Genomic DNA, 25,942 nt, shown 5'->3' with positions numbered 1-25,942 from the left:
TTCCCAATATGCATTCAATAAATAGCTGCTTTGTTTGTGAAACAGGCCGCGATCGCTTGCGGATCGATTACGAACCAGGCTCCGGCCTCGTGCAGCCGTGACAATCCCTCAACGCCGTCGGGCCGCACCACCAGCAGCGATGGAACGGCGGTCACGCGGACGATTGCAGCATTGGCTGAAGCGGCGGCTGAGAACGCCTGCTGAGAATCCCACCAAACTGGAAATGCTACGGCCACGACTTCGGTGCCCGGGCGAGCCTGAAACGACAGTGCTGCGACGCCGATGAAGCTGGCGATCAGCAACAGCACGGCGTTGAGCCATGCGGGCCATCGGTGGCTGAGTGTGACATTCCGACCCATCCGCCGTGTCTATGGACACAGGGCTAACGTTCGGTGAACGGACCCGCTCCGTAGAATTACGGAGGTTACTTACGCCGCCGGCACCGGCAGCGCGGTCACCGACTTGATCTTCTCCATCGCAAAACGCGAGGTGACGTTCTTCAGCGGCACGGCGCTGATCAGCTTTTTGTAGAACACGTCATAGCTCGCCATGTCGGCGACCACGACGCGCAGCATGTAGTCGACGTCGCCGGCCATGCGGTAGAACTCCATCACCTCGGGCATGGCGCTGACGGCGCTGGCGAACGTCTTCAGCCAGGCCTCGGAATGGTCGGAGCTCTCGACCGAGACGAACACCGAAATGCCGAGCCCGATCTTGTTCTGATCGACCAGCGCCACCCGGCGCAGGATCACGCCGTCGGCCTCCAGCCGCTGGATCCGCTTCCAGCACGGCGTCGACGACAGCCCGACCCGGTCCCCGATCTCGGCGACCGACAGGGAGGCGTCCTCCTGCAGCACCGTCAGGATCTTGCGGTCGATGGCATCCAGGCGGCGGTTGGCTTCAGGGAGCTGAACGGCTAGATCGGTCATGAGAAGAATGTTCCATACGGGAGGTTCAATCTCCTAATATATAGAAAATTCTTCTATAGCAAGTCCTGCTATTGACCGGTCGGCGCCCGGTCTGCCACCTGGCCGTGACTCAAAAGCTCTTCAACTTCAGCACGTTGCGGGGCTGCGAAAGCGCCGCCGAAGCGGGTGCATTTCAGCGCTGCGGCGGCGGAGGCGAATCGCAGCGCTTGCCGCAATTCCTGCTTCTCGGTGATGGCCAGCGCAAACGCGCCGTGGAACACGTCACCGGCGCCGAGGGTGTCCACCGTATGCACCGGGAAGGCCGGGGTTTCCTGGATCTTCCCGTTCTCGTCGAGCCAGATCGTGCCCCTCGGGCCGCGGGTTCCCGCCAGGAACGACGGGGTCAGTTTTGCGATCTTCTTCAGCGCCTGGGCGTCGTCGGTGACGTCTGCAGTCTCCTGCAGCGGCTCGCTCGAGAACACCAGGTGGGAGGAGGCGTTCAGCAGGCCCTCGCGCAGCGACATCGCGCGATCGACGTCGACGATCACGGGAATGCCACGCCTGATAGCCTCGGCGCAGAGGTCGGTGCAGAATTCGGCGCAGCGGCTCTCGGTGAGAATGGCGGCGCAGTCCTCCAGCAGCGTATCGAAATCAGGCAATTTCACATGCCACAATTTCGGATCACGGAACGTTACGATCGTGCGCTCGCCGGAAGGGTCGATCATCACCGCCGATATCGGCGTCACCAGCCCCGGCATGTGAAGGAGGTGTTTTGTTTCGATGCCCTCATGCGCCATTTGCTCGAAGATGAAACGACTGGATGTTTCCTTGGAATCACCCATCGGCCCACAGATCGAGGCGCGGCCCCCTAACCTTACGATGCCAATCGCGGCATTCAACGCGTTGCCGCCGCAGATTTCGTCGAAGCCTGTCGCATTTTCCTTGGAGCCGCGCCCGGGTACAGCGGGGGTATTGAAGGTAAGGTCGCGCACCGGCATGCCGATGCAGAGAATCCGTGGCGGGATTTTGGGCGCATTGTCTTGGAAGTTCATTCGGGAGTCCGTCATGTCGGTTCCGCCTTCAGCCGGAACCAAGGTCCGGAGTTAATCAACTGGTCCATGGACGGTTCCCGCTATGCGCTCGTTTCGTTTCCCCCATGCACCCAGCGGCCGATCAAATGGTGCGCAATCGCGAACGGATGCGCCGCAAATAAGCCGTCAGGATGTTCGCGCCGATGCATCAGGGCGACCTCGGCGCGATCGAACCAGCGCGCGTCCTCAAGCTCGGTGCGATCAACCACGATGTCCTCGTTGAGCGCGCGCGCGGCGCATCCGATCATCAGCGATGATGGATACGGCCATGGCTGCGTCATGTAATAGCTCACGTCGGTGCAGCGGATGCCGGATTCCTCGAAAATCTCGCGGCGGACCGCGTCTTCGATGGTCTCGGCGGCTTCGACGAAGCCGGCCAGACACGACCACATTCCAGGCATGAACTGCTTCTGTCGGCCGAGCAGGCATTTCTCGCCTGACGTGACCAGCATGATCACGACCGGATCGGTGCGCGGAAAATGCTCGGCCTTGCAGCTCGGGCACTCGCGCTTCCAGCCGCCTTCCTTCATCCCGGTGCGGGTGCCGCAATTGGCGCAGAAGCCGTGGCGCTGGTGCCAGGTCACCATCGATTTGGCCATGGCGATGGCGGAGAGCTGTTCCGGCGGCACCGTGCCCTGCATCGCCATGCCGCGCAGCTCGGTCACGGCGACGTCGTCGCGCGTGATCAGCTTCTCAACGGCCGTGGCCGAAATGCCCATGCCGAAAACCGGCGCGCCGTCGCGTAGCCCCAAAAAGATCGTGCCGGGATTGGCGCCGAGCTTCACCGCCTCTTCGACCCCGAGCAGCACGCGCGGTCCATCCGCCTCCTGCCTCACCAGAAGCGAGTCGCGGTAGATCACATAGGCGCCGGCGTTGCGCTGGCTCTCCAGCGCGAACAGTTTTTCGTCATTGGTGCGCAGATGCGCGGCGCGATCCAGAATATGGGTGACGAAAGCGGGCTTCCCCAGCGGATATTTGTCGAATGTGGACATCGGTTCAACCCAACCAGATCTTGCGGCGAAGCGCGTTGATGAAATTTTGTACTTCCTCGGCGTCATGCGCCAGCGGCGGCATCACGCCCCAGACCGGGCGCGGCCAGGCCGCATCGCTGGTGCGCCGCGCGATGACGTGGACATGCAACTGCGGCACCAGATTGCCGAGCGCCGCGACATTCAGCTTGTCGCAGCTGGTGATCTCTTTCAGGGCGCGCGAGACCCGCGCAATTTCGGTCATCAGCTGCGCCTGCGCGACCTCGTCGAGGTCGATGATTTCCACCGCATTCTCCCGGCGCGGCACCAGCAACAGCCACGGGTAATGCGCGTCCTTGATGACCAGCACCTTGCACAGCGGCAGGTCGCCGATGTCGATCGTGTCCTTTTTGAGCTGGGAATGCAGCGACCAGGCGGAGGCGTCAGAGGGCATCAGGGGTTTCTCTATTTTGGAGCAGCCTTGCAGAGAGTGCCCCCGCAAACAACTCCCCGTCATGCCCGGGCAGAAGCGCGAAGCGCGTTTTCGCGCTAGGTGACCCCGGGCATCCACGCCTTTTTCGCGCGTCACTGAAAAAGCAAGACGTGGATGGCCGGGTCAAGCCCGGCCATGACGAAACGGGGGTAGTTCCGGCGCATGGCACTCACCAAGCCCGCTTGCTTTCCGGACCTTTTGGCCCCAAATAAGGACCGGGAGATTGGCGGTGGACGAGCCACTCGCCAACCGGGTCAGGTCCGGAAGGAAGCAGCCCTAACGAGGTCCGGATCGGGTCGCTCGTCAGTCTCCTACCTGTTTTTCGAGCGAATCGCGCAAGGTGGTGGCAAAGCCTACCCCTTGCGCCTGATTTCGTTCCTTTCCGCAAGCCGGCCCCGAGAGACAATCAATTGCGGATCGACCGATGAGTGATGCTGGCGCTCCCCCCGATCACCCCGATGGCGCCGGCCAGGGCGGTTTTGCTCTCGGCCAGGACGAGGCGGCCAAGCCCTACCGGGTGCTGGCACGCAAATACCGCCCGTCCAGTTTTGAAGACCTGATCGGCCAGGAGGCCATGGTCCGCACCGTCTCGAATGCGTTCGAGACGGGCCGGATTCCGCAGGCCTGGATCCTGACCGGCGTCCGCGGCGTCGGCAAGACCACCACGGCACGGATTCTCGCCCGCGCGCTGAACTACGAAAAGCAGGACGGTTCGGTGAAGGGGCCGACCATCCACATGCCGGACCTCGGCGTGCACTGCCAGGCGATCATGGAAAGCCGTCACATGGACGTGCTGGAAATGGACGCCGCCTCCCATACCGGCGTCGACGACGTCCGCCAGATCAATGACAGCGTGCGCTATGCGCCAGCCAGCGCCCGCTACAAGGTCTACATCATCGACGAAGTCCACATGCTGTCGACGGCGGCCTTCAACGCCTTCCTGAAGACGCTGGAGGAGCCGCCCGAGCACGCCAAATTCGTGTTCGCCACCACGGAAATCCGCAAGGTACCGGTCACGGTGCTGTCGCGCTGCCAGCGTTTTGATCTCCGCCGGGTCGAGGCCGACGTGCTGATGGGGCATCTTTCCAACATCGCGAAAAAGGAAGGCGTCGAGGTTGAGCCCGAGGCGCTCGGCATCATCGCCCGCGCCGCCGAAGGCTCGGTGCGCGATTCGCTGTCTTTGTTCGACCAGGCAATCGCGCATGCGGCGGGCCTTGTCCGTGCCGATGCCGTGCGGCAGATGCTGGGGCTCGCCGACCGCACCCGGGTGATCGATTTGTTCGAGCATCTGGCGCGCGGCGATATCGCCAGCGCCTTTGGCGAATTCCGCAGCCAATATGACGTCGGCGCCGATCCGGTCGTGGTGCTGTCCGACCTCGCCGAATTCGTCAATTTCGTCACCCGGGTGAAGGTCGTCCCCGCCACAGCCGATAACGTCGCATTCGGCGAGACCGAGCGGGTTCGCGCCCGCGAATTTGCCGCAAAATTGTCGATGCGGGTGCTGTCGCGGATGTGGCAGATGCTGCTCAAGGGCATCGCCGAGGTGCAGACCGCGACCCGGCCGGCGGCGGCCGCCGAAATGGTGCTGGTCCGCATCGCCTATGTCGCCGATTTGCCGACGCCGGACGAGGCGATCCGGATGCTCGACCAGAACGGCGGCGGATCGCAAATGGCCTCCGGCGGCGCGGCGCCGTCACGCCCTGCGTCCACCGCACCGGTATCTTCAATGTCTGCCGCTTCGCCGATGCGGACGCCTGCCTCGCCCCGCTCCGGCGCGGAAGCTTCCGCGCGTCCGCAGATGGCGCCGTCGGCCCAAACCGCGTCCGCGCCTGTCCTGCGGATCACCACCTTTCCGCAACTCGTCGCCCTCGCCGGCGAGAAACGCGATATCCTGACCAAGGCGGCGCTGGAATCCGATATGCGCCTCGTCCGTTTCGAGGATGGGCGGCTGGAAGTGGCGCTGGAGCGCAACGCGGCGCGCGGGCTGCTCAACGACCTCTCCCGCAAGCTGGAATTATGGACCGGGCGGCGCTGGACCGTGATCGTCTCCAACGAGGCCGGCCAGCCGACGCTGCGCTCACAGAATGAGCAGGCGAGGAACGAGCACGCCCGCGCCGCCGAGGCCGATCCGCGGGTGCAGGAGGTGCTGGCGCGATTTCCCGGCGCCAAAGTGGTCGAGGTGCGTCGACTTGCCGCCGAGCCGCCGGAATCCAATATTAACAGTGAAGAGTTGAACGAGAGCGCCGACGGCGACGACGACTGACCGGACTCTCGAGAGGATGCATGAATGGCTGATTTTCTCGGCATGATGAAGCAGGCGCAGCAACTGCAATCCAAGATGCAGGCGATGCAGGACGAGCTCGGCAATCTCGAGGTCGAGGGCATTTCCGGCGGCGGGCTGGTTGCCGTGCGCATGACGGCGAAAATGGAAGTGAAGGGCGTCAGGATCGATCCGTCGCTGATGAAGGCCGAGGAGCGCGAAGTGCTCGAGGATCTGCTGGTGACCGCGCATAACGACGCGCGACGCAAGGCGGAAACCGCGGCGATGGAAAAAATGCAGGCGCTGACCGGCGGGCTCGGTCTGCCGCCCGGGCTTGGCCTCACCTGAAATGGCAGCCAGCGTTGCCGGCCCCGAAATCGAACGGCTGATCCAGCTCCTGGCGCGGCTGCCGGGGTTGGGGCCGCGCTCGGCGCGGCGTGCGGCGCTGCATCTGATCAAGAAGCGCGAAGCGCTGATGACCCCGCTCGCCGGTGCGCTGCAGGTCGCAATCGACAAAATTCAGGTCTGCAAGACCTGCGGTAATATCGACACGCAAAATCCCTGCACGGTCTGCACCGACCCAAGGCGCGATTCCTCGACCATCGTCGTGGTCGCCGACGTCGCCGATCTCTGGGCGCTGGAACGGGCGAATGCGACCAGCGGCCGCTATCACGTGCTCGGCGCCACATTGTCGCCACTTGACGGCGTCGGTCCGCAGGACCTGACCATCGACGCGCTGGTGGCCCGCGCGCACGAATCACAAGTCTGCGAGATCGTGCTGGCGCTGAACGCAACGGTTGATGGCCAAACCACCGCCCATTACATCACCGATCTCCTGCAGGACGCCAACGTCAAGGTGACCCGGCTCGCCCATGGCGTGCCTGTCGGCGGCGAGCTTGATTATCTCGACGAAGGTACGCTATCGGCTGCCATGCGGCAGCGAACGCTGTTCTAGCCAACACAACGGAACTGATCGACATGACGAGACCGCGATTCGGCAAGCGCTCCTGTTTTGTTTTCATGATGGCGGTGGCCTTGGCCGCGCCTTCCGCGTGGGCGCAGCAGGCCGAGCCGGCGCCGAAGCCCGGCAAGCCGATCAATGCCGGCGATGTCCTGTCCGGTGAACTCAACGCCATGAAGGGCGGCAAGAAGAGCAAGCGCGCGGCGACCTACCAGATCACCAGCGAACCGCGCCGGCTGCCGGCGCCGAACGGGCTGTGCAACCTCGAAACCGGACCGGAGACGTTCCAGCTCGTCACCAGCAGCGACGCCCAGGCCGCGCAACTGAAGAATTTCATCGGCAAGGAAATTTCCGTGAAAGTCGACGAAGTCGCCTGCGCGCAGGACGCCGGGCAGATGAGCGAAGCCGTGATCACCAAATGGAGCGTGGTGACCAAGCATTGAGTATCGAACTTCGTAGCCCGGATGGAGCCAACGGGTCGCGCGAATGCGCGCCCGATGACAGGCTCCGCGCAATCCGGGATGCCTTCACCGCCGTCGGACCGACCCCGGATTTCGCTTCGCTTCATCCGGGCTACAAGAGACTTAAACCCTCACCGGCCCCACTGCCTCGAAATGCCCGCGCCGCTGCAGCCAGGCCAGCAGGATCAGGCTCGGCACCGCGACCGCGACGGAGATCACGAAGAACAGAGGCCAGCCCGTGGTCTCCGCCACAAAGCCCGCGCCGGAGGATAAATAAGTCCGCCCGACCGCGGCCAGTGCGGTGAGCAGCGCATATTGGGTAGCCGTGTGTAGCGGGTTCTGGCACAGCGCGGAGAGATACGCGACGAAGATCACGGTGCCGATCGCACCAGTGAAGTTTTCGGCCGAGATGGCGACCGCCAGCGCCCATTGATTGACGCCGACATAGGCGAGCCAAGCGAACACCAGGTTGGAGATCGCCTGCAGCACGCCGCCGATCCACAGGCTTGCAACCAGCGAATATCGCCGCGCCAGATAGCCGCCGGCAAAACCGCCGATCAGGGTCGCGATGAGGCCGACGCCCTTGACGATCGCGGCGTAGTCGTTGCGGGTGAAGCCGAGGTCGATCACGAACGGCGCGGTCATCGTGCCGGAAAATGCGTCGGTGAATTTGAACAACACCACGAAGGCCAGCGCTACCCAGGCATATTTGCGGGCGAGAAATTCGGAGAATGCCCCGATGGCCGCATGCATGACGCGCGAGAAAGCTGCCTCGCCGCGGGTCTTGGCCTCCGCGCGCACCGATTGTTCGGGTTCGGTGGCGGCCAGCGCCGTGAGGGTGCCGATCAGCACCAGCGCGGCCATGGCAACATAGCCCCACATCCATGCCGCGTTGCGCCCGATGCCGGTGTCTTCGAATGCGCTCACCAGGAACAGCACGCCGGCAGTCGAGACCAGCATGCCGATCCGGTAGGCCGCGACGTAGGACGCCATGCCGGCGGCCTGTTCGCTCTCGGGCAGGCTTTCGACGCGGAACGCATCGACCACGATGTCCTGCGTCGACGACATCGTTGCGACCAGCAGCGCGCCGAGCGCGACGAACAGCGGCGAGCGCGCCGGATCGGTCAGCGCCAGCAGCAGGATCGCACCGATCAGGAGCAGTTGTGAGAACACCAGCCAGCCGCGCCTTCGGCCGAAGGCGCGCGTAAAGATCGGCACGTGCAGTGCATCGACCAGCGGCGCCCAGATGAATTTCAGCGTGTAGGGCGTGCCGACCAGCGCAAACAGCCCGATGGTGCCGAGATCGACGCCGGATTCCCGCATCCACACCAGCAGCGTCGATCCCGACAGCGCCAGCGGCAGCCCGGAGGAGAAGCCGAGCATCAGCACGATCAGTACGCGCGGCTGCATGTAGACCGCCCACGCCTCGCGCCAGGAGGGCGTGGGGGCGGGCGTTGCTGATGCCGGCGACGTGGTTTCAGGTGCGGTCATGGAGGGGTGTTAGCAGATTCTGACAGTTTGATATTGGCTATAGCGGCGCAATAAACGCCTACTCCCCCGCCTGCAACTTGCGCGGCACGGGGAACAACTCGGCTGTTCCGGCCTTCACGCGCGGCACTTCCACCGGCGCGTCGGCCTTGCTGAAGTCCAGTTCCTCGATCCGACCGGCGCGCTTTTCGATCTTGTCGGCGGAGATCAGGATCTGGCGAACGTCCTCGTTGACGTCGCCAAAGTGCTTTTGCAGCTTCAGTACGCGCTCGCGCAGGCGCCCCAGATCGTCACCGAGATTGAGCACTTCGGTGCGGATCTGGTCGGCGGCGTCGCGCATCCGCGCGTCTTTCAGGATCTGCTGCATCACCTGGATCGCCAGCATCAGAAGCGAGGGCGATACCAGCACGACGCGGGCGCGGTAGGCCTTCTGGATTACGTCGTCGAAACCGTCGTGAATTTCGGCATAGACCGATTCCGACGGCACGAACATCAGTGCGGTGTCCTGGGTCTCGCCGGCGATCAGATATTTCTCGGCGATGTCGTTGACGTGCTTCATCACGTCGTTGCGCAGGCGTTGCGTCGCGAATTTGCGCTCCTCATCGCTGCGTGCGTCATGCAACGCGGTCATCGCTTCCAGCGGAAATTTCGCGTCGATACACAGCGGGCGCTGGTCGGGCAGGAACACCACGCAGTCCGGCCGCTTCCCCGTCGAGAGCGTGTGCTGGAACTCGTAGGAGCCCTGCGGCATGCCGTCCTGCACGATCGCCTCCATCCGCGCCTGGCCGAAGGCGCCGCGCGACTGCTTGTTGGCGAGCACATCGCGCAGCGTCGTCACCTGCGAGGTCAGGTCGGTGAGGTTCTTGTGCGCGTTGTCGATGATGCCGAGCCGCTCGTGCAGCACGCGCAAGCTGTCCATGGTGTGGCGCGTGGTCGCCTCCATCGACTGGCCGACCCGGTGCGTCACCGAATCCAGCCGCTCGTTGACCGCGCGCGCCATTTCGGCCTGGCGGCCGGCCAGCGACTGGGCCATGGCGTCGACCCGGCCGGTGGATTCGCTCTGCGCCCGCAGCATCTGGCTTAAGCGCTCTTCCAACTCGTCGGCGCGAATCGCCTGCGCCATCGCCAGTTCCGCGCCACGGCGGCCGGAACGGGCAATGACGACGGCAATCGCCAGCAGCAGCACCAAAGCGAGCGCGCCAAAACCTGCCAGCGCCTCGCCAACGTGAATCGGCAGGTCGCCGACGGTGAAAAGAATTTCGTTCATGCGGCTATGTAGCCCGATTCGCCGGCTTTCGCGAACGAAGAGGGAACATTTATGGTAAATGAAGGCTTAATTTTCGTGGTTAACGCCGCGTTAAAAATCATGGTTAAGGCCGCCTTAACGGGCGCCCCGGCGCATTGACCGCGACAAATCAGCAGCTTAAATCGCGCGCTATGGCCTTAAGAGAAATCATTATCCTGCCGGACAAGCAGTTGCGGCTGGTCTCCAAACCCGTCGAGAAGGTGACGGCGGAGATCCGCAAGCTCGCCGACGACATGTTCGAGACCATGTACGACGCGCCCGGCATCGGGCTCGCGGCGATCCAGGTCGCGCAACCCTTGCGGCTGATCACCATGGACCTCGCCAAGAAGGACGAGAACGGCGAGACCAAGCCGAGGCCGCGGGTGTTCATCAATCCGGAAATCATTTCCTCGTCGGAGGAATTGTCGGTCTACGAGGAGGGCTGCCTCTCGATCCCCGAATATTACGAGGAAGTCGAGCGCCCGGCGCAGGTCCGCATCCGTTTCACCGATCTCGACGGCAAGGTGCACGAGGAGGACGCCGACGGCCTGTTCGCGACCTGCATCCAGCACGAGATCGACCACCTCAACGGCGTGCTGTTCGTCGACTATCTGTCGAAGCTGAAGCGCGATCGCGTGTTGAAGAAATTTACCAAAGCCGCCAAGCGCGCGGCGGAATAGGCCGCCACTCTATCGACCGTCATGCCCGGCCTTGTGCCGGGCATCCACGTCTTTCTTTCTTTCTCGCTGCACGGAAGACGTGGATGGCCGGGACAAGCCCGGCCATGACGGATTAAGCTGAAATCGTCCCGGGATTTTCCGCCTCATGCCGCTTCGCTTGATCTTCATGGGCACGCCCGATTTCGCGGTGCCGACGCTGCTGGAACTCGTGGCCCACGGCCACGAGGTCGTGGCCGTCTACACCCGCGCGCCGAAGCCGGCCGGGCGGGGCATGAAGCTGCAGCCGACGCCAGTCGAGCAGGAGGCGCGGCGGCTGGGGATTCCCGTGTTGACGCCAACCACGCTGAAGACGCCGGAAGCGCTGGAGGAATTTCGCGCGCACAATGCCGATGCGGCGGTCGTCGTCGCCTACGGCATGATCCTGCCGCAGGCCATTCTGGATGCGCCGCCGCTCGGCTGCTTCAACCTGCACGCTTCACTTTTGCCGCGCTGGCGCGGCGCAGCCCCGATCAACCGCGCCATCATGGCAGGCGACGTCGAGAGCGGCGTGATGGTGATGAAGATGGATGTCGGCCTCGACACCGGCGACGTCGCGATGGCCGAGCGGCTGGCGATCACGGACACCATGACCGCCGCCGATCTGCACGATGCGCTGGCGCCGCTCGGCGCCGATTTGATGGTGCGTGCGATGGGCGGGCTCGCCCGCGGCGGGCTGCAGCTCCAGAAACAGGGCGAAGACGGCGTGACCTACGCCGCCAAGATCGAGAAGGCCGAAGCGCGGATCGACTGGAGCAGGCCGGCGCGCGAAGTGCTGCGGCATATTCACGGCCTGTCGCCGTTCCCCGGCGCCTGGTGCGAGATCGCAACCGATGGCGAACCGGCCCGCATCAAGATCCTGCGCTGCGAACCGGCCAAGGGCGCGGGCGCGCCGGGCGAGGTGCTCGACGATGGGTTGACGATCGCCTGCGGCGACGGCGCCATCCGCATTCTGGAACTGCAGCGCGCCGGCAAGGCCCCGATGAAAGCTGCGGATTTCTTGCGCGGTGCGCCGCTCAAGCCACCAGCGCGGCTCGGCTGATGCCCCGCTACAAACTCATCATCGAATATGACGGCACGCCGTTTTCCGGCTGGCAGATCCAGGACAACGCACCGACGGTGCAGGGCGCGATGGAAGCCGCGGTGAAGGCGATCTGCGGCGAGCAGGTTCGCGTCCACGGCTCGGGCCGCACCGACGCCGGAGTTCACGCGCTGGCGCAGGTCGCGCATTGCGATATACAAAAGCCGTTTCCGCCGGGCCGGCTGCGCGACGGCCTGAACGCGCATTTGCGCCCGCATCCGATCGGCGTGCTCTCCGCGGAAATCGTCGCCGATGATTTCGAGGCGCGTTTCTCCGCCAAAAGGCGCCACTACCGCTACCGCATCACCAACCACCGCGCCAATCTCGCGCTCGATATCAAGCGAAGCTGGCGGGTGCCGCGCCATCTCGATACGGACGCGATGCACGTCGCCGCGCAACGGCTGCTCGGCAAGCACGATTTCACGACCTTTCGCGATACTGAATGCCAGGCAAAATCGCCCGAGAAGACGCTCGATCAGCTCGACGTGATCAGGGATGGCGACGCGGTTTCGATCCTCACTTCCGCGCGCTCGTTCCTGCACAGCCAGGTGCGCTCGATGGTGGGTTCGCTGGTGTGGGTCGGCGAAGGCCGCTGGAGCGCCGACGACCTCGCGGCTGCTTTAGCCGCCCGCAACCGCACCGCCTGCGGCCCCGTCGCGCCGCCGGAGGGATTGTATCTGGTGCGGGTGGAGTATTAGTCGCCGCCGACGATCTCGTAGGATGGGTGGAGCGAAGCGATACCCATCGGGCTAGCGGCGAGGTGATGGGTATCGCTGCGCTCCACCCATCCTACGATTCTTCGCGGACGATGACGGCGGTGCGCTAGGCAAAATACCGGTCCAGCAAACCCCGATAAATCCGCGTCAGCTTTTCCAGGTCCGACACCGGCGTGCGCTCGTCGATCTGGTGCATGGTCTGGCCGACCAGGCCGAACTCGATCACCGGGCAATAGCTCGAGATGAACCGTGCGTCCGAGGTTCCGCCGCTCGTCGAAAGCTCCGGCTTGCGTCCTGTCACCTCCTCGATCGCGGCGACCGCGAGATCGGTGAACGCGCCGGGTTTTGTCACGAACACGTTGGAGTTGGAATATTCCCACACGATGCGGGCGCGGATGCGGTTGCCGCAGGCCTTCGTCAGCCGTTCCTCGACCAGCGCGCGCAGCGTTTCCTGGGTGTGGTTGTCGTTGAAGCGGATGTTGAATTTTGCGCGCGCCTGGCCGGGGATCACATTGCTCGCGGTGTTGCCGACGTCGACGGAGGTGAATTCGAGATTGGAGGCCTGGAACTGCGCGCTGCCGTGGTCGAGCGGCTCGTCGGAGAGCGCCACGATCAGCCGCGAAATATCCGGCACCGGGTTCGACGCACGGTGCGGATAGGCGACATGGCCCTGCACGCCGTCGACATAGAGCGTGCCGGATTGCGAGCCGCGGCGGCCGATCTTGATGCAGTCGCCCAGCACCTCGACATTCGACGGCTCGCCGAGCACGCAATGATCGAATTTCTCGCCGCGCTCCGCGCACCATTTCAGAAGCTTGATGGTGCCGTTGACGGAAATGTCTTCCTCGTCGCCGGTGATCAGAAACGAGATCGAACCTTTCGGCTTGCCGCCATTATCGGCGAGATATTGCAGCACCGCGGCGACGCTGCAGGCGATGCCGCCCTTCATGTCGACCGCGCCGCGGCCATAGAGGAAACCGTCCCTGATCTCGCCGGAGAACGCGCCGAGCGTCCATGCGGTCTCGTCGCCGGGCGGCACCACGTCGGTATGTCCGGCAAAGGTGATGTGCGGCGCCTCGGTGCCGATGCTGGCGTAGAGGTTGTCGATGTCGGCGGTGCCGGGCTCGGAGAAGGTCACGCGGTGGCAGGCAAAGCCGGCTGCGGCGAGCGCCTCTTCAAGCACCCCAAGAGCACCGGCGTCGGCCGGGGTTACCGAGGGGCAGCGGATGAGATCGCGGGCCATGGAGAGAGCATCAGTCATGTGCTCCGCTTAACATGCATGCCGCCGGGCGGGCTAGCGCTGGGTGGGACAATTTCGAGCTCGCTCTGCTGGTCCCAGCTTTTTTGTGCGGGCGACGAGGACGCGGAGCTGTCCTCGACTTCGGCCAGCGGATCGGGACCGAACCGGTTGCTGCCCAAGCTGCCGCGCAGACCGAACATTTCGATGAGCCCCCACAGCCAGGGAATTTGCATGGCCAGGACGAACGCAAGGCCCCAGTTTGAATCGGGCAGCAGGTCCGAGAACTGGGTGAACAGGCCGGGCACGACGAAGAACGGAACGATCCACCAGCCGCTCCTGTCACGATCATGCAGCCGTTTGATCGCAGTCGCGAGGTAAATCCACAGGAACAGCGACGTGCCGAGCGCCTTGAGAATCAGGGTCGAGCGGTCGGCGGACGCCAGCAGGCGATAGGCCCGGGGATCGACCACCTTGAAGAGGTCGTCGAGAGCAAAGTCGAAGGAGAAGCTGAGCGTGGAGGTGAAAGATCTCTGGCCGTTGAGGACGTGAATCGCCTGACCGATCAGTCCGAGCAGACTGGCCAGCAGCACCACAATCAGCAGCGCCTGCCAGAGCAAGGCGCGGTTGATGCGGCCGTCGAATCGGAACAGGTACCAGGTCCAGTCCATGCCCAACTCTCCGGACGGCGGCAGAATGCCGCCCATCCGGTACATTGGTCGCGCGGACAGGTCCCCGGTTCGATTAATCCCGCAACAACTCGTTGATGCTGGTCTTGGCGCGGGTGCGCTCGTCGACGCGCTTGACGATCACGGCGCAGGCGGTGGACGGGCCGGGCTGGCCGTTCTTCATGGGCTTGCCGGGTAGGGCACCGGGAACCACCACCGAATATTCCGGAACTTCGCCGATGAATATCTCGCCGGTCTCGCGGTCGACGATCTTGGTGGAGGCGCCGAGGAACACGCCCATCGACAGCACCGCGCCCTTGCGCACGATCACGCCTTCCGCCACTTCGCTGCGCGCGCCGATGAAGCAATCGTCCTCGACGATCACGGGCTCGGCCTGCAGCGGCTCGAGCACGCCGCCGATGCCGACGCCGCCGGAAATATGCACGCGCTTGCCGATCTGCGCGCAGCTTCCGACGGTGGACCAGGTGTCGATCATGGTCGCCTCATCGACATAGGCGCCGAGATTGACGAAGGACGGCATCAGCACGACGTTGCGGGCGATGAACGCCGAACGGCGCACGATCGAGCCCGGCACCGCGCGGAAGCCTGCATCGCGAAAACGGTTCTCGCCCCAGCCCTCGAACTTCGAGGGCACCTTGTCCCACCACGACGCCTTGCCCGGGCCGCCGGGGATCGCGCTCATGTCGTTGAGGCGGAACGACAGCAGCACCGCCTTCTTCAGCCACTGATTGACCTTCCACTTGCCGCTGGCCTCGCGCTCGGCGACGCGCGCCTCGCCCTTGTCGAGCAGCTCGAGCGCGTGATCTACAGCCTCGCGAACTTCGCCCTTGGTCGACGTCGAAATGCCGTCGCGGGCATCGAAGGCGGCGTTGACGGTGGATTCGAGTGCGGACAGGGACATCGGGATTTCCTCAGGCTTTCGGGCGAAGTTGACGGGCTTTTTCGGGATTTGAGAAGGGAGAGTCAAGGCGGGAAGAGCGTCGTAGCCCGGATGGAGCGAAGCGCAATCCGGGATTGTTCACCCCATTTGCGAGACCGTCCCCGGATTTCGCTGCGCTCCATCCGGGCTACGCGGCACTCAACTTCTCCAAAAACCCGGTCAGATCATCCGTCACGTGATCGACGTAAGCCGCATCGCGGCCTTCCAGCTCCCAGTCCTCGCGCACCACTTCCTTGGCGCCGTCGGGCACCACCAGGACCGTGGTCATGCCGAGCTGGTGCGGCACCACGAGGTTGCGGGCGAGATCTTCGAACATCGCCGATTTCAGGGGATCAACGCCGTGGACGCGCAGGAATTTGTCGTAGGTCTGCGGCGCCGGTTTCGGCTCCAGTTCGGCGGCGATGATGTCGAACACCGCCTCGAAATGTTCTGTTATGCCGAGTCGTTCCAGCACCGCGCCGGCATGGTCGGTCGAGCCGTTGGTCAGGATCAGCTTGCGGCCTGGAAGCTTTGCGATGGCAGCTCCCATCGCCGGGTTCGGCTCTAGCGGCGAGTGATCGATCTTGTGCACATAGGCCAGATAATCGTCGGCGTGCACGCCATGCTCGGTCATCATGCCGCGCATGCTGGTGCCGTAGCGGCGGTAATAGTCCTTCTGGATCACGCGGGCTTCTTCCGCGGAGATTTTCAAGTATGCGCTGATGAACTCGCCGATCCGCGCGTCGACCTGCTGCCACAGATTGACGTGATGCGGGTACAGCGTGTTGTCGAGATCGAACACCCAGGTGTCGATGTGCGTGAAGGGGCGGGGCGAGTTGGTTTTCATTGCTCCCTCATCCCGTCGTCCCTGCGAACGCAGGGACCCATACGCCGCGGCGGCTATTGGTGTGCACGGTGCGTGTTGCCTTTGGTCTTGGGTGGCGTCGTAGCCAAAACTCAGTTCGGTGGTTATGGGTCCCTGCGTTCGCAGGGACGACGATAGAATTGTGACTCATCACGGCATCGCAAATCGCAGCGTCTTGCCGCCGCTCGACATATCCACCGGCGCAAAGCCGATCGCCACAAGTCCGCGGCTACCGCAATCGCCCTGCTCTGAAATCTCGAACTTGCTCTCGCGCGTGCAGAGCTCTTTCGCCCCGCCCCAGTTCAACGGCTTGTCCCTGTATTTGACTGCGCGGTTTTCGCTGTCGACGGCTTCGGCAAAGCTGTAGACCTGCTTCGGCTGGCCGGTCACATCGGGATGCAGGCACTTGCCGGGATCGATGCGGTACCAGCCGCGGCTGGTCAGCGCCTTGCCATCGTCGGTGGCGACCGCCGCCATGATCTTGTGCGGCGTATCGTTGCACCAGGTCAGCCCGGTGGAGGAAGGCTTCTGCACGGCGTCGATCATGGTGGTGAAGAAATTTTGCGACTGCACGATGTCGGCGGCGAGCCCGCGGCTTTTGAGGAATGCCGCCAATGCGGCTTGCGTCTTCGGCCCGTCGACGCCGTCGATCGGGGCGGCGTCATAGCCCGCGATCACCAGCAGCCGCTGGATGCCGGCAAGCCGCGCCTGCTCGTCGTCATATTCGGAATCCTCGGCGAGATAGGCGACGAGGTTGCCGTCGTCGGTCCGCGTCGGCGTGATCTGGGTGAAGGGCGCAGGCGTCTGGTTGCCCCGGCACTGGCGGGCAGCGGCGATGACGAAATTTTCCGGCGCAATGCACAGCGTGTCGCTGCCGTTCTGAGGGATCGGCGAAGCGCCGTAGACGCCGAGCGCGCGTGCATTCAGCAAGATGCGGTCGGCGGTCAGCGCGCCCTGCAGCACCACGCGGCAGACGGCGGGATCGATCCGGAACCAGCCCCGCGTCGCGGTCGCCGATTTGTCGTCGATACCGATCGCGGCCTCGACCACATAGCTCATGCGGTTGCAGAGTTTGAGGTCGGCGAAGGCAGGCAGCGAGGAAGCGAACAGCGAGATCGCCGTGGCCGGCAGGGACATCAGGAAACGGATCAATGCTGAGCAGCGTGGACGCCTCGTTCTCAACTCGTCATGGCCGGGCTTGACCCGGCCATCCGCGACTTTCTTTTTCTGCTCGTGCATCACTTGTGGATCAGCGTGCCGGTGCCCTGGTTGGTGAACAATTCGAGCAGCACCGCATGCTGCGTCTTGCCGTCGATGATGACGACGCCCTGCACGCCCTGTTCCAGCGCGTAGATGCAGGTCTCGACCTTCGGGATCATGCCGCCGGAAATCGTGCCGTCGGCGATCAGTTTTCGCGCGTCCTTCACCGACAGCTCCGGTATCAATTTTTTCGACTTGTCGAGCACGCCGGGAACGTCGGTCAGCAGCAGCAGCCGCTTGGCCTTCAGTGCGCCGGCGACCGCGCCCGCAAAGGTGTCGGCGTTGACGTTGAGCGTGTGGCCGTCATGCGAGGTCGCGAGCGGCGCCAGCACCGGGATCAGTTCGTGTCCGATCAACTGGTTCAACAGCGTGAGATCCACCTTGTCGGGATCGCCGACGAAACCGAGGTCGATGGCCTTCTCGATGTTCGAATCCGGATCGACCATGGTGCGCGACGTCTTCGACGCCTTCACCATGTTGCCGTCCTTGCCCGAGAGGCCGACGGCCTTGCCGCCGGCTTCGTTGATGTAGCCGACCAACTGCTTGTTGACCGAGCCCGCCAGCACCATCTCGACGATTTCGATGGTAGCGGCGTCGGTGATGCGAAGCCCGGCGGCGAATTCCGACTGGATACCGAGCCGCTTGAGCATGGTCGCGATTTGCGGCCCGCCGCCATGCACCACCACCGGATTGATCGCGGTCTGCTCCAGCAGCACGATGTCGCGCGCGAACGCCTTGGCGGTTTCTTCCGCGCCCATGGCATGGCCGCCATATTTAATGACGATGGTTTCCTCGTCATATTGCTGCATATGCGGCAGCGCTTCCGACAGGATGCGGGCCTGATCGAGTGGGCTGATAGTCGGCGCTGATGTCATGAAGCGGGGTCTCGCCATTCCAGATGTCGGGGCGGGTTCTATCCGATTGGCGGGCAGGGCGCAAAGTGGGGGAATGTTGCTTTCTTCCCCTCTCCCCTTGTGGGAGAGGGTGGATCGAATGAGCGGAGCTCATTTGAGACGGGTGAGGGGTCTGTCTCCGCGGAGAGAACCCCTCATCCGGCGCGGATTTCATCCGCGCCACCTTCTCCCACAAGGGGAGAAGGGAAGGCGTCTCACCCCCGCTTCGGCCAGGCCGCCGCGACAGCCAGCGCCAGCCAGCTCATAATCAGCAGCGTCCCGCCGGTCGGCGCGGCCATCGGAAACAGCCCGTGCCCCGCATAGTGCCGCAGCGTCAGGTCGCCGGCGAACAGGCTTGCCGCTAGCACGAAGCCGAACGCGGCCACGATCCCGATGCGGCCATGGACAATCCCGCGCTCGGCCAGCGCGACGGCACCCAATACCGCGCTGGCATGAAACAGCAGCATTGACGAGGCGGAAGCCAGCCGCGACGCGTCCGCGCCATGGGCGGAGGCGGCTGCCAGCATGACGCCATCGGCGCCCATGATGGCGGCGAGCACGATCAGGATGCGGGCCGTGCGGTTCATCGGGCGCGCTCGTGCAACAGGCGCACCATCGCGGCGCGCAATTCCGGCATTCCGGCGCCGGAGCGTGAGGACGTTACCAATACTTCCGGAAACGCCGCCGGATGCTTGGCGAGCGCCGCCGTGGTTTGCTCGATGTTCTTCTCCAGCTCAGTCGCCTTCACCTGATCCGCCTTGGTCAGCACCACCTGATAGCTCACGGCGGATTTATCCAGCGTCTTGAGCACGTCCTGGTCGACATCCTTGATGCCGTGGCGCGCATCGATCAGCACATAGACCCGCGCCAGCGTGGCGCGTCCCTGCAGGAATTGATGGATCAGCTTGGTCCAGGACGCGACCTGGGTCTTGGGCGCCGAGGCGTAGCCGTAGCCGGGCATGTCGACCAGCCGAAGGCCTGCATTGTCCGGGCCGTCGAAGAAGATCAGTTCCTGGGTGCGGCCCGGCGTATGCGAGGTGCGCGCCAACGCGTTGCGGCCGGTGAGCGCATTGATCAGGCTCGATTTGCCGACATTGGAGCGGCCGGCGAACGCCACTTCCACGCCCGCCATCGGCGGCAACGTCTCGATCGAGGGCGAGGCCCAGACGAACTTCCAGTCGCCGGCGAAGAGTTTTCGGCCCTCTTCGATCAGCTTCGCATCGATGTCAGCGTTCATGCGAAGGTCTTTCCGTTGCTCGTCATGGCCGGCATAGCCGTCCAAAGGACGGAGTCGCTTCCGCTCGCCTACGCCCGGCCATCCACGTCTTTCTCTATCACTAACACCGTAAAGACGTGGATGCCCGGCACAAGGCCGGGCATGACGGGGCTAGAGAGTGCTTTCACCGCTGCAAGTGTGGCAGCTCTCACGTCTTCTCGACGGCCTTCTTGGGCGCGAACGTCGCCTTGATGTTGTCGAACAGCTCCACCTTCACGCCGTTCTTGCGCATGATGTAGCTCTGCTGCAGCACCGAGAGCAGGTTGTTCCAGGCCCAGTAGATCACCAGACCCGCCGGGAAGCCCGCCAGCATGAAAGTGAAGATCAGCGGCATCCAGTCGAAGATCATCTTCTGGGTCGGATCCGGCGGCGTCGGGTTCAGCTTCATCTGGAACCACATCGTGATGCCCATGATGATCGGCCAGACGCCGAGCGCGAGGTAAAATCCGATCACCGGTATATGCGTCGGATCGAAGGGCAGCAGACCGAACAGGTTGAACAGGTTGGTCGGGTCGGGGGCCGAGAGGTCCTTGATCCAGCCGTAGAACGGCGCGTGGCGCATTTCGATGGTGACGAACAGCACCTTGTAGAGCGAGAAGAACACCGGGATCTGCAGGGCGACGGGAAGACAGCCGGCGATCGGGTTGATCTTCTCCTTGCGGTAGATCTCCATCATCTCCTGCTGCTGCTTCTGGCGGTCGTCCGGATAGCGCTCCTTCAGCGCGGCCAGTTGCGGCTGCACCGACTTCATCTTCGCCATCGAGGCGTAGGATTTGTTGGCGAGCGGGAAGAACAACAGCTTCACCAGCACCGTCACCAGCAGGATCGAGACGCCGAAATTGCCGACCAGGTGGAAGAAATAGTCGAGCGCCAGGAACATCGGCTTGGTGATGAAGTAGAACCAGCCCCAGTCGATCAAGAGATCGAAATGGTTCAGATCGAGTTGCTTGTTGTAGCCGCCGTGGCCGGCCAGCGGGAAGTTGATGCCGACGACGCCGGCTTCCTTGGCCCCCGCAAACAGCCGCGCATTGGCGCTGCCGGTGCCGCCGATCGCAATGGTCTGCGGATCCTGCAGGTAATCGGTCTGATAGCGAACCTTGGCGCCGGGTTCGGCGAGGAAGCGGGCCTTGAGGCGTGCCGTCGTGTCGGGCAACAGCGCCGCGGCCCAATACTTGTCGGTGATGCCGAGCCAGCCATTCGTCACATTGAACTCAAAACCCCGTCCGCCGCTGCCCAGAACAGGCGCCTCGGCGACGGCCTTGTAGCCGTGCTCCTGCAGGCCCTTGTCACCGAGATAGCCTATCAGGCCTTCATGCAGGATGTAGTAGCCCGAGACCTCAGGCGTGCCGTGGCGGGAGATGAGGGCGAACGGATAGAGCGTGACCGGCGCAGGGCCGACGTTGGTGACGTCGTCCTTGACGGTGAAGAGATAGCGGTCGTCGATCGCAATGGTGCGGCGGAAGGTGAGGCCTTCGCCATTGTCCCATTTCAGCGTCACCGGGGTGCCGGGCGTCAGGCTGCCGGAGCCCTCCTGCTGCCACACCGTCTCACGGTCGGGAAGCCGCGCCGTCGCGCCCGAGGCCGCGACCCAGCCGAACTCGGCATAATAGGGATGAGCCGTGTTCGAAGGCGAGAACAGCACGATCGCGGGCGACTTCGGATCGACGGTATCGCGGAATTTCTCCAGCGACAGGTCGTCGACGCGCGCGCCCTTCAGCGCGATGCTGCCCGAAAGGCGCGGTGTCTCGATCTTGATGCGGGGCGATGCAGCGATCGCGGCGTCGCGGCTGACGACGGGCGCGGGCGCGCCCGGCTGGCCGGCCGGCGTGGTGGCGGATGGCGCCGAGCCCGGTTGTGGCGTGGTCGATCCCGGCGCCGTCTGCGGCGACGGCTTGCTGAGCTCGGCCTGGGTCTGGGTTTGCGCGCGCTGCCGCTCCATCTGCGGCATGTTGTAGAAATACTGCCAGGCGATCAGCACGAGGCCGGACAGAATGACGGCGAGGATGGTGTTGCGATTGTCGGTCATCGTTTTTGAGGTCTCGCCATTCAATTCGGAAGTTTGGTCGGCTGCCGGTCGAGGCGATGCAGCGCCGAGCGGAGATCGTCGAGCATGGTTGAGAAGTCGCGGGTGAGCGCGGCCCGGCGGCCTACCAGCACATAATCATGGTGTGGTCGCATGGATATGACGTCCAGCCGCTTCACGAGTTCGCGAAGCCGGCGCCGGATGCGATTGCGCTCGGTGGCGGTACCGTTCTTTTTGGTAACGGTGAAACCAATCCGGATCGGGCCGTCATCGTCGCGGGCGCGGCCCTGCACTACGAAGGCAGCGCTGTTCGCCCGCGTGCCATTGGCAACGGCGAGAAAGTCCGCCCGCTGCCTCAGCCGATCCATGAATGAAATCTCCGGAAGATCCGGCTCAGGCGCTCAGACGCTTGCGGCCGCGCGCACGGCGGGCGGCGAGAACCTTGCGGCCGCCGGCAGTGGCGAGACGGGCGCGGAAGCCGTGACGGCGCTTGCGCACCAGTTTGCTGGGTTGATAAGTCCGCTTCACGGGTATTTCTCCGCTGACCGGGCAATTTGCCTGTTGGATTGAGATGCGTCCGGTGATGCGGGCCAGCCCGAAAAGGGGCCAATTACGGCCCAAACGAGCCGCCCCCGGTGGAACCGGGCCATCGCGGACAGTTGGCGCGGCTTATACGGGAGCGACCTGTTTTCGTCAATGTCGGGGGTTGCTGCAGCGTCAGTTCTTTGAAACGTCGCAATTGGGGCGAATATATCTGTTTTCGCGGGGTTTTTGTGGGCGAGAAGGCGGCGCGCCCAGACCATCGGAACCCGCGGACATTAGCGATCGGTAATTTGACCGGTCAGGGGCGCAGAACGCATCCTCGGAATCAGTGTACGGGTCAAGACCAGCGCCGGTCCTGTGTCCGGCAGGGCTCCAAACATGGGGCTCCAATCACATAGATATCAAGGCGAATATTCGTGTCAGCGACCGACGACCAGCCGATCCCTCAAGCCCCGCGGTGCACGGGCCCGCGTCGGCTCGGCTTGTCCGGCAAGCTTTTGCTGCTGACCATCCCGCTCGTGATGATCGCGCTCTTGATGATCTACGTGCCTTCGATCGCAAATTTCTGGACCAACCGGCTGAACGACCGCCTCGCGGCGGCCAACACGGCCGCCCTGGTGCTGGATGCGGCCCCCTTGGGGATGGTGCCGGATTCGCTGGCGCGTCAGATCCTGACCAGCGTCGGGGCACGCGCGGTTGCCATCAAGATGGGGCAGCAGCGCCGGATGCTCGCCAGCGCCGATCTGCCGCCGGCGATCGACCGCGACATCGACATGCGGACCCTGACGGTGTGGTCCGCGATCGTCGAATCCTTCGAGACGATGCTGGAGCGAGGCAACCAGACGATTCGCGTGGTGGGGCCTGCGCCCGGCGGCGCGCAATTCATCGAGGTCGTGGTCGATGAAAAGCCGTTGCGGCAGGCGATGTACCGGTTTTCCCGCAATCTGCTGCTGGTCTCGCTGGGGATCGCGATGCTCGCCGCGGGACTGGTCTATCTCGCGCTGCATTATCTGTTCGTTCGCCCGATGCGGCGGCTGACTGCAAATCTGGTCGGCTTCCACGAAAATCCGGAAAGTGCTGCGCGCATCATCGTGCCGAGCCAGCGCGGCGACGAGATCGGCGTGGCGGAACGCGAACTGTCCGACATGCAGCGCGATCTGGTCTCGATGCTCTCGCAGAAGAGCCGGCTCGCCGCGCTCGGCCTTGCGGTGTCGAAGATCAACCACGATCTGCGCAATCTTCTCGCGTCCTCGCAATTGCTGTCGGATCAATTGGCCAGCGTGCCGGATCCGCGCGTGCAGCGATTTGCGCCGAAACTGATGCGCTCGCTGGAGCGCGCTATCGACTTCTGCCAGTCGACCCTTTCTTACGGCCGCGCGCAGGAAGCCGAGCCCGACCGTCGCATGATCCTGGTCGAACCGGTGGTATCGGAGGTGCGCGAATCCGCCGGCCTCGCCGCCGATGCCTCGATCACCTGGATCAACGCGATCGAGCGCTCGCTGTCGATCGATGCCGATCCCGACCAGCTGTTTCGCGTGCTGCTCAACCTGGTGCGCAACGCCGCCCAGGCGCTGGAAAGCGCCAAGGGGGATGCTGCGACCTTGCAGATCCGCATCACCGGCCGCCGCGAAGGTTCGGTCGCGATCATCGAGGTGTCCGACACCGGCCCCGGTGTGCCGGCGAAGGCGCGCGAGCATTTGTTCGAGGCGTTCCAGACCTCCGGCCGCCCCGGCGGCAGCGGGCTGGGGCTTGCGATCGCCGCCGAACTGGTGCGCGCCCATGGCGGCGATATCCACCTGGTCGAAGGCACCATCGGCGCCACCTTCCGGGTCTCGATCCCCGACCGCCCGGTGGAACTGCAGAGCATCCGCAACGAGCGGGCACTGGCGTAACTCAGGCGCCACGTTATTATTCCGGCTCGCCGGCCCGGCTTCCTGCGAATCACTGCAGCTTGACGCCCGCCGCCTTGCCGACCTGCGCCCACTTCTCCATCTCGGCCTTCACATGTGCCGCAAACTCTGCGCCTGTGCTGCCGACTGTGGTTGCGCCCTGAAGGGCGAGCTTTTCCTTGACCTCGGTCGAGTTCAAGGCGTCGACGGCTGCTGAATAGATTTTGGCGGCGACGTCGGCTGGAATGCCGCTCGGCGCCACCAGCCCATACCAGTTGTTGGCGAGCACTTGCGGCATGCCGAGCTCGGCCGTCGTCGGCACATCTGGCGCGCTCGGGGCACGCCGGCCGCTGCCGATGGCGAGCGCACGGAGTTTGCCGGCCGTGACGTTGCCGAGCAGCACGGGAATGTCGGCGAACATCATGTTGACGTGACCGCCGAGCAGGTCGTTCACGGCCGGTGCGGCGCCGCGATACGGCACGTGCTCGATGTCGACGCCTGCCGACACCTTGAGCAATTCCCCTGCCATGTGCGGCACGCCGCCGACGCCGGTCGAGGCGAAATTCAGCTTGCCCGGTTTCGACTTGGCGAGCGCGATCAGTTCGCCGAATGTCTTCGCCGGGACGTTGTCGGCGACAACAAGCAATTCGGGAACCTCGACGACCTGCGTCAGGAGCTTCAAGTCCTTGTGCACGTCGTACGGCATCGTTTCGGAAAGCACCGGCGTGATCGCGAGCGGGCCGGCGCTTGAAAGGCCGATGGTGTAGCCGTCGGGTTCCGCTTTCGCGACCGCGGCTATTCCCGTCACGCCGCCGGCGCCGGCACGGCTTTCGATGATGATCGGCTGGCCCAGCAGAGGCGCCATCTTCTCCGTCAGCACACGCGCGATCGTGTCGGCCGGACCTCCGGCCGGAAACGGCACGACCAGCTTGATCGGCTTGCTGGGATAGGACTGCGCCTGTGCCATTTGCGGCCCGACCAGAAGCGCGGCCACGATCATCCCGCGAACAAGACTTCGCATCATTACTTTCCTCCCATGTGCGAGGCGCTTGCTGCACCTCGTTTTTCATTGGTGCGTTACAGCTTCGCGATCCATGCCACGATGGCGTCGACGACGGCGCCCGGCTGCTCCGGGATCAGCGCGTGGCTGGCGTTCGGAATCACGACGACGGACACGCGCTCGCCGAACTCCGCGCGGCTTTCATTCCACTTCTCCTTCGGCTTGAACGGATCCCGGTCGGGAACCAGATCGAGCATCGGCACCGTGCCGGCCTGCCAGTATTCAGCCTGTTTCGTCGCGGATGCAGCCACGCCCTGCGCCTTGTTCGCCGCCGGCGCCCAGCCGCGGAGCCACACCGAGGCGTCATGGGCCGGAAGGAAGAAGCCCTTGCGCAAGGCCGTGAGGCGCTGCTCGTCCGGCAGGCTCGCATCGGCGGATTGCTGCACGACGGCGCGCAGTTCGTCCGGGAACGTTCTGGCGGCGGCCGCCATGAGAACGATGCCGCGCACGAGCGCGGGATGGTCGGTGGCGGTCATGCGCGCAACCCAGTTGCCGTAGGCATGACCGGCGATCACGGCCGGGCCTGCATTCTCGCGGGCGATGACATGCGCGACATCGCGGGCGAGATCCTGCATCCGGATGCCTTCGAGTGGGCCCGTGCTTCGACCGGCGCCCCGCGGCTGCGGCCGGAGGACGCGATAGCCGGCCTCTGCAAGCCGGGACGCGACATCGTCGAAATCCTCGGAGTCGCGGCCGCGCGATGGCAGCATGACGATCAGCGGCCCGCGCCCTTCGGCGATGAGATCGATTTCGACGTTGTCATAGCGCACGATTTCGCGGCTGCGCGTCACCTCGGCGGACGCCGCCGGGCCAGCCATCACCGGCCCCATCGCGGCCAAAGCGACCATGCTACGCATAAG

28 protein-coding genes and 1 other RNA gene are annotated in these 25,942 nt (G+C 64.2%); 9 read left to right on the top strand and 20 right to left on the bottom strand.

Annotation, left to right across the window (positions count from 1 at the left end):
- Positions 1 to 14 precede the first annotated feature (14 nt).
- The 5 genes from C7G61_RS01645 to C7G61_RS01625 form a co-directional block, all read right to left on the bottom strand.
- Positions 15 to 308, bottom strand: coding sequence for a hypothetical protein (locus tag C7G61_RS01645; RefSeq protein WP_108512793.1), 294 nt, complete (start codon positions 306 to 308; stop codon positions 15 to 17).
- Between the two features lie 120 nt (positions 309 to 428).
- Positions 429 to 929, bottom strand: coding sequence for an Lrp/AsnC family transcriptional regulator (locus C7G61_RS01640; protein WP_108512319.1), 501 nt, complete (start codon positions 927 to 929; stop codon positions 429 to 431).
- 68 nt (positions 930 to 997) lie between these two features.
- Entirely contained in the window at positions 998 to 1,960 is a 963-nt protein-coding gene (locus C7G61_RS01635; protein WP_108512318.1) for a sugar kinase, read from the bottom strand.
- Between the two features lie 80 nt (positions 1,961 to 2,040).
- Positions 2,041 to 2,991, bottom strand: a complete 951-nt coding sequence (gene nudC, locus C7G61_RS01630) for an NAD(+) diphosphatase (protein WP_108512317.1) — start codon at positions 2,989 to 2,991, stop codon at positions 2,041 to 2,043.
- Positions 2,992 to 2,995: 4 nt separating this feature from the next.
- The gene (locus C7G61_RS01625) at positions 2,996 to 3,421 is read right to left on the bottom strand and encodes an HIT domain-containing protein (protein ID WP_108512316.1); all 426 of its coding nucleotides are present in this window, start codon (positions 3,419 to 3,421) and stop codon (positions 2,996 to 2,998) included.
- A 257-nt stretch (positions 3,422 to 3,678) separates the two neighbouring features.
- On the opposite strand from C7G61_RS01625, the gene ffs reads away from it, so the two are divergent.
- The 5 genes from ffs to C7G61_RS01600 all read left to right on the top strand — a co-directional run bounded on the left by ffs (position 3,679) and on the right by C7G61_RS01600 (position 7,124).
- An RNA gene (gene ffs, locus C7G61_RS01620) (signal recognition particle sRNA small type) lies at positions 3,679 to 3,775 on the top strand.
- A 109-nt stretch (positions 3,776 to 3,884) separates the two neighbouring features.
- Complete coding sequence (locus C7G61_RS01615; RefSeq protein WP_108512315.1) at positions 3,885 to 5,723, top strand: DNA polymerase III subunit gamma/tau; 1,839 nt, start codon at positions 3,885 to 3,887, stop codon at positions 5,721 to 5,723.
- A gap of 24 nt (positions 5,724 to 5,747) precedes the next feature.
- Complete coding sequence (locus C7G61_RS01610) at positions 5,748 to 6,068, top strand: YbaB/EbfC family nucleoid-associated protein (RefSeq protein ID WP_108512314.1); 321 nt, start codon at positions 5,748 to 5,750, stop codon at positions 6,066 to 6,068.
- A gap of 1 nt (position 6,069) precedes the next feature.
- Positions 6,070 to 6,675 (top strand): recombination mediator RecR, encoded by a 606-nt coding sequence (gene recR, locus C7G61_RS01605; protein ID WP_108512313.1) that lies wholly within the window; start codon positions 6,070 to 6,072, stop codon positions 6,673 to 6,675.
- A gap of 23 nt (positions 6,676 to 6,698) precedes the next feature.
- A complete protein-coding gene (locus C7G61_RS01600) occupies positions 6,699 to 7,124 on the top strand; it encodes a hypothetical protein (protein WP_190241613.1) in 426 nt (141 codons plus the stop codon).
- A 141-nt stretch (positions 7,125 to 7,265) separates the two neighbouring features.
- Here C7G61_RS01600 and C7G61_RS01595 read toward each other — a convergent pair whose 3' ends face one another.
- Both C7G61_RS01595 and C7G61_RS01590 read right to left on the bottom strand, forming a co-directional pair.
- On the bottom strand, positions 7,266 to 8,633 hold the full coding sequence (locus C7G61_RS01595) for an AmpG family muropeptide MFS transporter (RefSeq protein WP_108512312.1): 1,368 nt from the start codon (positions 8,631 to 8,633) through the stop codon (positions 7,266 to 7,268).
- A gap of 58 nt (positions 8,634 to 8,691) precedes the next feature.
- Positions 8,692 to 9,897, bottom strand: coding sequence for a DNA recombination protein RmuC (locus tag C7G61_RS01590; protein WP_108512311.1), 1,206 nt, complete (start codon positions 9,895 to 9,897; stop codon positions 8,692 to 8,694).
- 170 nt (positions 9,898 to 10,067) lie between these two features.
- Between C7G61_RS01590 and def the strand changes: the two genes are divergently transcribed.
- The 3 genes from def (at position 10,068) to truA (ending at position 12,410) form a co-directional block, all read left to right on the top strand.
- Positions 10,068 to 10,595, top strand: coding sequence for a peptide deformylase (gene def, locus C7G61_RS01585; protein WP_108512310.1), 528 nt, complete (start codon positions 10,068 to 10,070; stop codon positions 10,593 to 10,595).
- A 145-nt stretch (positions 10,596 to 10,740) separates the two neighbouring features.
- Positions 10,741 to 11,673 (top strand): methionyl-tRNA formyltransferase, encoded by a 933-nt coding sequence (fmt, locus tag C7G61_RS01580; protein ID WP_108512309.1) that lies wholly within the window; start codon positions 10,741 to 10,743, stop codon positions 11,671 to 11,673.
- Positions 11,673 to 12,410 (top strand): tRNA pseudouridine(38-40) synthase TruA, encoded by a 738-nt coding sequence (gene truA, locus C7G61_RS01575; RefSeq protein ID WP_108512308.1) that lies wholly within the window; start codon positions 11,673 to 11,675, stop codon positions 12,408 to 12,410. The genes fmt and truA overlap by 1 nt, the downstream gene beginning before the upstream one ends.
- A 124-nt stretch (positions 12,411 to 12,534) precedes the next feature.
- Here truA and dapE read toward each other — a convergent pair whose 3' ends face one another.
- The 11 genes from dapE to rpmH form a co-directional block, all read right to left on the bottom strand.
- Positions 12,535 to 13,689 (bottom strand): succinyl-diaminopimelate desuccinylase, encoded by a 1,155-nt coding sequence (gene dapE, locus C7G61_RS01570; protein WP_108512307.1) that lies wholly within the window; start codon positions 13,687 to 13,689, stop codon positions 12,535 to 12,537.
- Positions 13,686 to 14,336, bottom strand: coding sequence for a DUF805 domain-containing protein (locus C7G61_RS01565; protein WP_108512791.1), 651 nt, complete (start codon positions 14,334 to 14,336; stop codon positions 13,686 to 13,688). Before C7G61_RS01565 ends, dapE begins: the two co-directional genes overlap by 4 nt.
- A gap of 73 nt (positions 14,337 to 14,409) precedes the next feature.
- Entirely contained in the window at positions 14,410 to 15,255 is an 846-nt protein-coding gene (gene dapD / locus C7G61_RS01560; RefSeq protein ID WP_108512306.1) for a 2,3,4,5-tetrahydropyridine-2,6-dicarboxylate N-succinyltransferase, read from the bottom strand.
- Between the two features lie 166 nt (positions 15,256 to 15,421).
- On the bottom strand, positions 15,422 to 16,120 hold the full coding sequence (locus tag C7G61_RS01555) for a pyrimidine 5'-nucleotidase (protein WP_108512305.1): 699 nt from the start codon (positions 16,118 to 16,120) through the stop codon (positions 15,422 to 15,424).
- Between the two features lie 168 nt (positions 16,121 to 16,288).
- A complete protein-coding gene (locus tag C7G61_RS01550) occupies positions 16,289 to 17,275 on the bottom strand; it encodes a DUF1036 domain-containing protein (RefSeq protein WP_190241653.1) in 987 nt (328 codons plus the stop codon).
- Between the two features lie 101 nt (positions 17,276 to 17,376).
- A complete protein-coding gene (gene argB, locus C7G61_RS01545) occupies positions 17,377 to 18,273 on the bottom strand; it encodes an acetylglutamate kinase (RefSeq protein WP_108512303.1) in 897 nt (298 codons plus the stop codon).
- Between the two features lie 233 nt (positions 18,274 to 18,506).
- Positions 18,507 to 18,878: a DUF423 domain-containing protein gene (locus C7G61_RS01540; RefSeq protein WP_108512302.1), complete on the bottom strand. Its 372-nt coding sequence runs from the start codon at positions 18,876 to 18,878 to the stop codon at positions 18,507 to 18,509.
- Positions 18,875 to 19,528, bottom strand: coding sequence for a ribosome biogenesis GTP-binding protein YihA/YsxC (yihA, locus tag C7G61_RS01535; RefSeq protein WP_108512301.1), 654 nt, complete (start codon positions 19,526 to 19,528; stop codon positions 18,875 to 18,877). The genes C7G61_RS01540 and yihA overlap by 4 nt, the downstream gene beginning before the upstream one ends.
- Before the next feature lie 187 nt (positions 19,529 to 19,715).
- Positions 19,716 to 21,593, bottom strand: a complete 1,878-nt coding sequence (gene yidC, locus C7G61_RS01530; RefSeq protein ID WP_108512300.1) for a membrane protein insertase YidC — start codon at positions 21,591 to 21,593, stop codon at positions 19,716 to 19,718.
- 20 nt (positions 21,594 to 21,613) lie between these two features.
- Positions 21,614 to 21,958: a ribonuclease P protein component gene (gene rnpA, locus C7G61_RS01525; protein WP_108512299.1), complete on the bottom strand. Its 345-nt coding sequence runs from the start codon at positions 21,956 to 21,958 to the stop codon at positions 21,614 to 21,616.
- Between the two features lie 25 nt (positions 21,959 to 21,983).
- Positions 21,984 to 22,118 carry a 50S ribosomal protein L34 gene (gene rpmH, locus C7G61_RS01520; RefSeq protein ID WP_008542748.1) on the bottom strand — a complete coding sequence of 45 codons (135 nt, stop codon included), beginning with the start codon at positions 22,116 to 22,118 and terminating at the stop codon, positions 21,984 to 21,986.
- 431 nt (positions 22,119 to 22,549) lie between these two features.
- On the opposite strand from rpmH, the gene C7G61_RS01515 reads away from it, so the two are divergent.
- A complete protein-coding gene (locus C7G61_RS01515) occupies positions 22,550 to 24,025 on the top strand; it encodes an ATP-binding protein (protein WP_108512298.1) in 1,476 nt (491 codons plus the stop codon).
- A gap of 49 nt (positions 24,026 to 24,074) precedes the next feature.
- Here C7G61_RS01515 and C7G61_RS01510 read toward each other — a convergent pair whose 3' ends face one another.
- Both C7G61_RS01510 and C7G61_RS01505 read right to left on the bottom strand, forming a co-directional pair.
- A complete protein-coding gene (locus C7G61_RS01510) occupies positions 24,075 to 25,043 on the bottom strand; it encodes a Bug family tripartite tricarboxylate transporter substrate binding protein (RefSeq protein WP_108512790.1) in 969 nt (322 codons plus the stop codon).
- A 56-nt stretch (positions 25,044 to 25,099) separates the two neighbouring features.
- A complete protein-coding gene (locus C7G61_RS01505; RefSeq protein ID WP_202975746.1) occupies positions 25,100 to 25,939 on the bottom strand; it encodes an alpha/beta fold hydrolase in 840 nt (279 codons plus the stop codon).
- Positions 25,940 to 25,942 lie beyond the last annotated feature (3 nt).

It is taken from the genome of Bradyrhizobium algeriense (genome assembly GCF_003062295.1).
GTDB lineage: Bacteria > Pseudomonadota > Alphaproteobacteria > Rhizobiales > Xanthobacteraceae > Bradyrhizobium > Bradyrhizobium algeriense.
The sequence above is the reverse complement of the archived record's forward strand: the minus strand, read 5'-3'. Positions and strand labels throughout refer to the sequence as shown.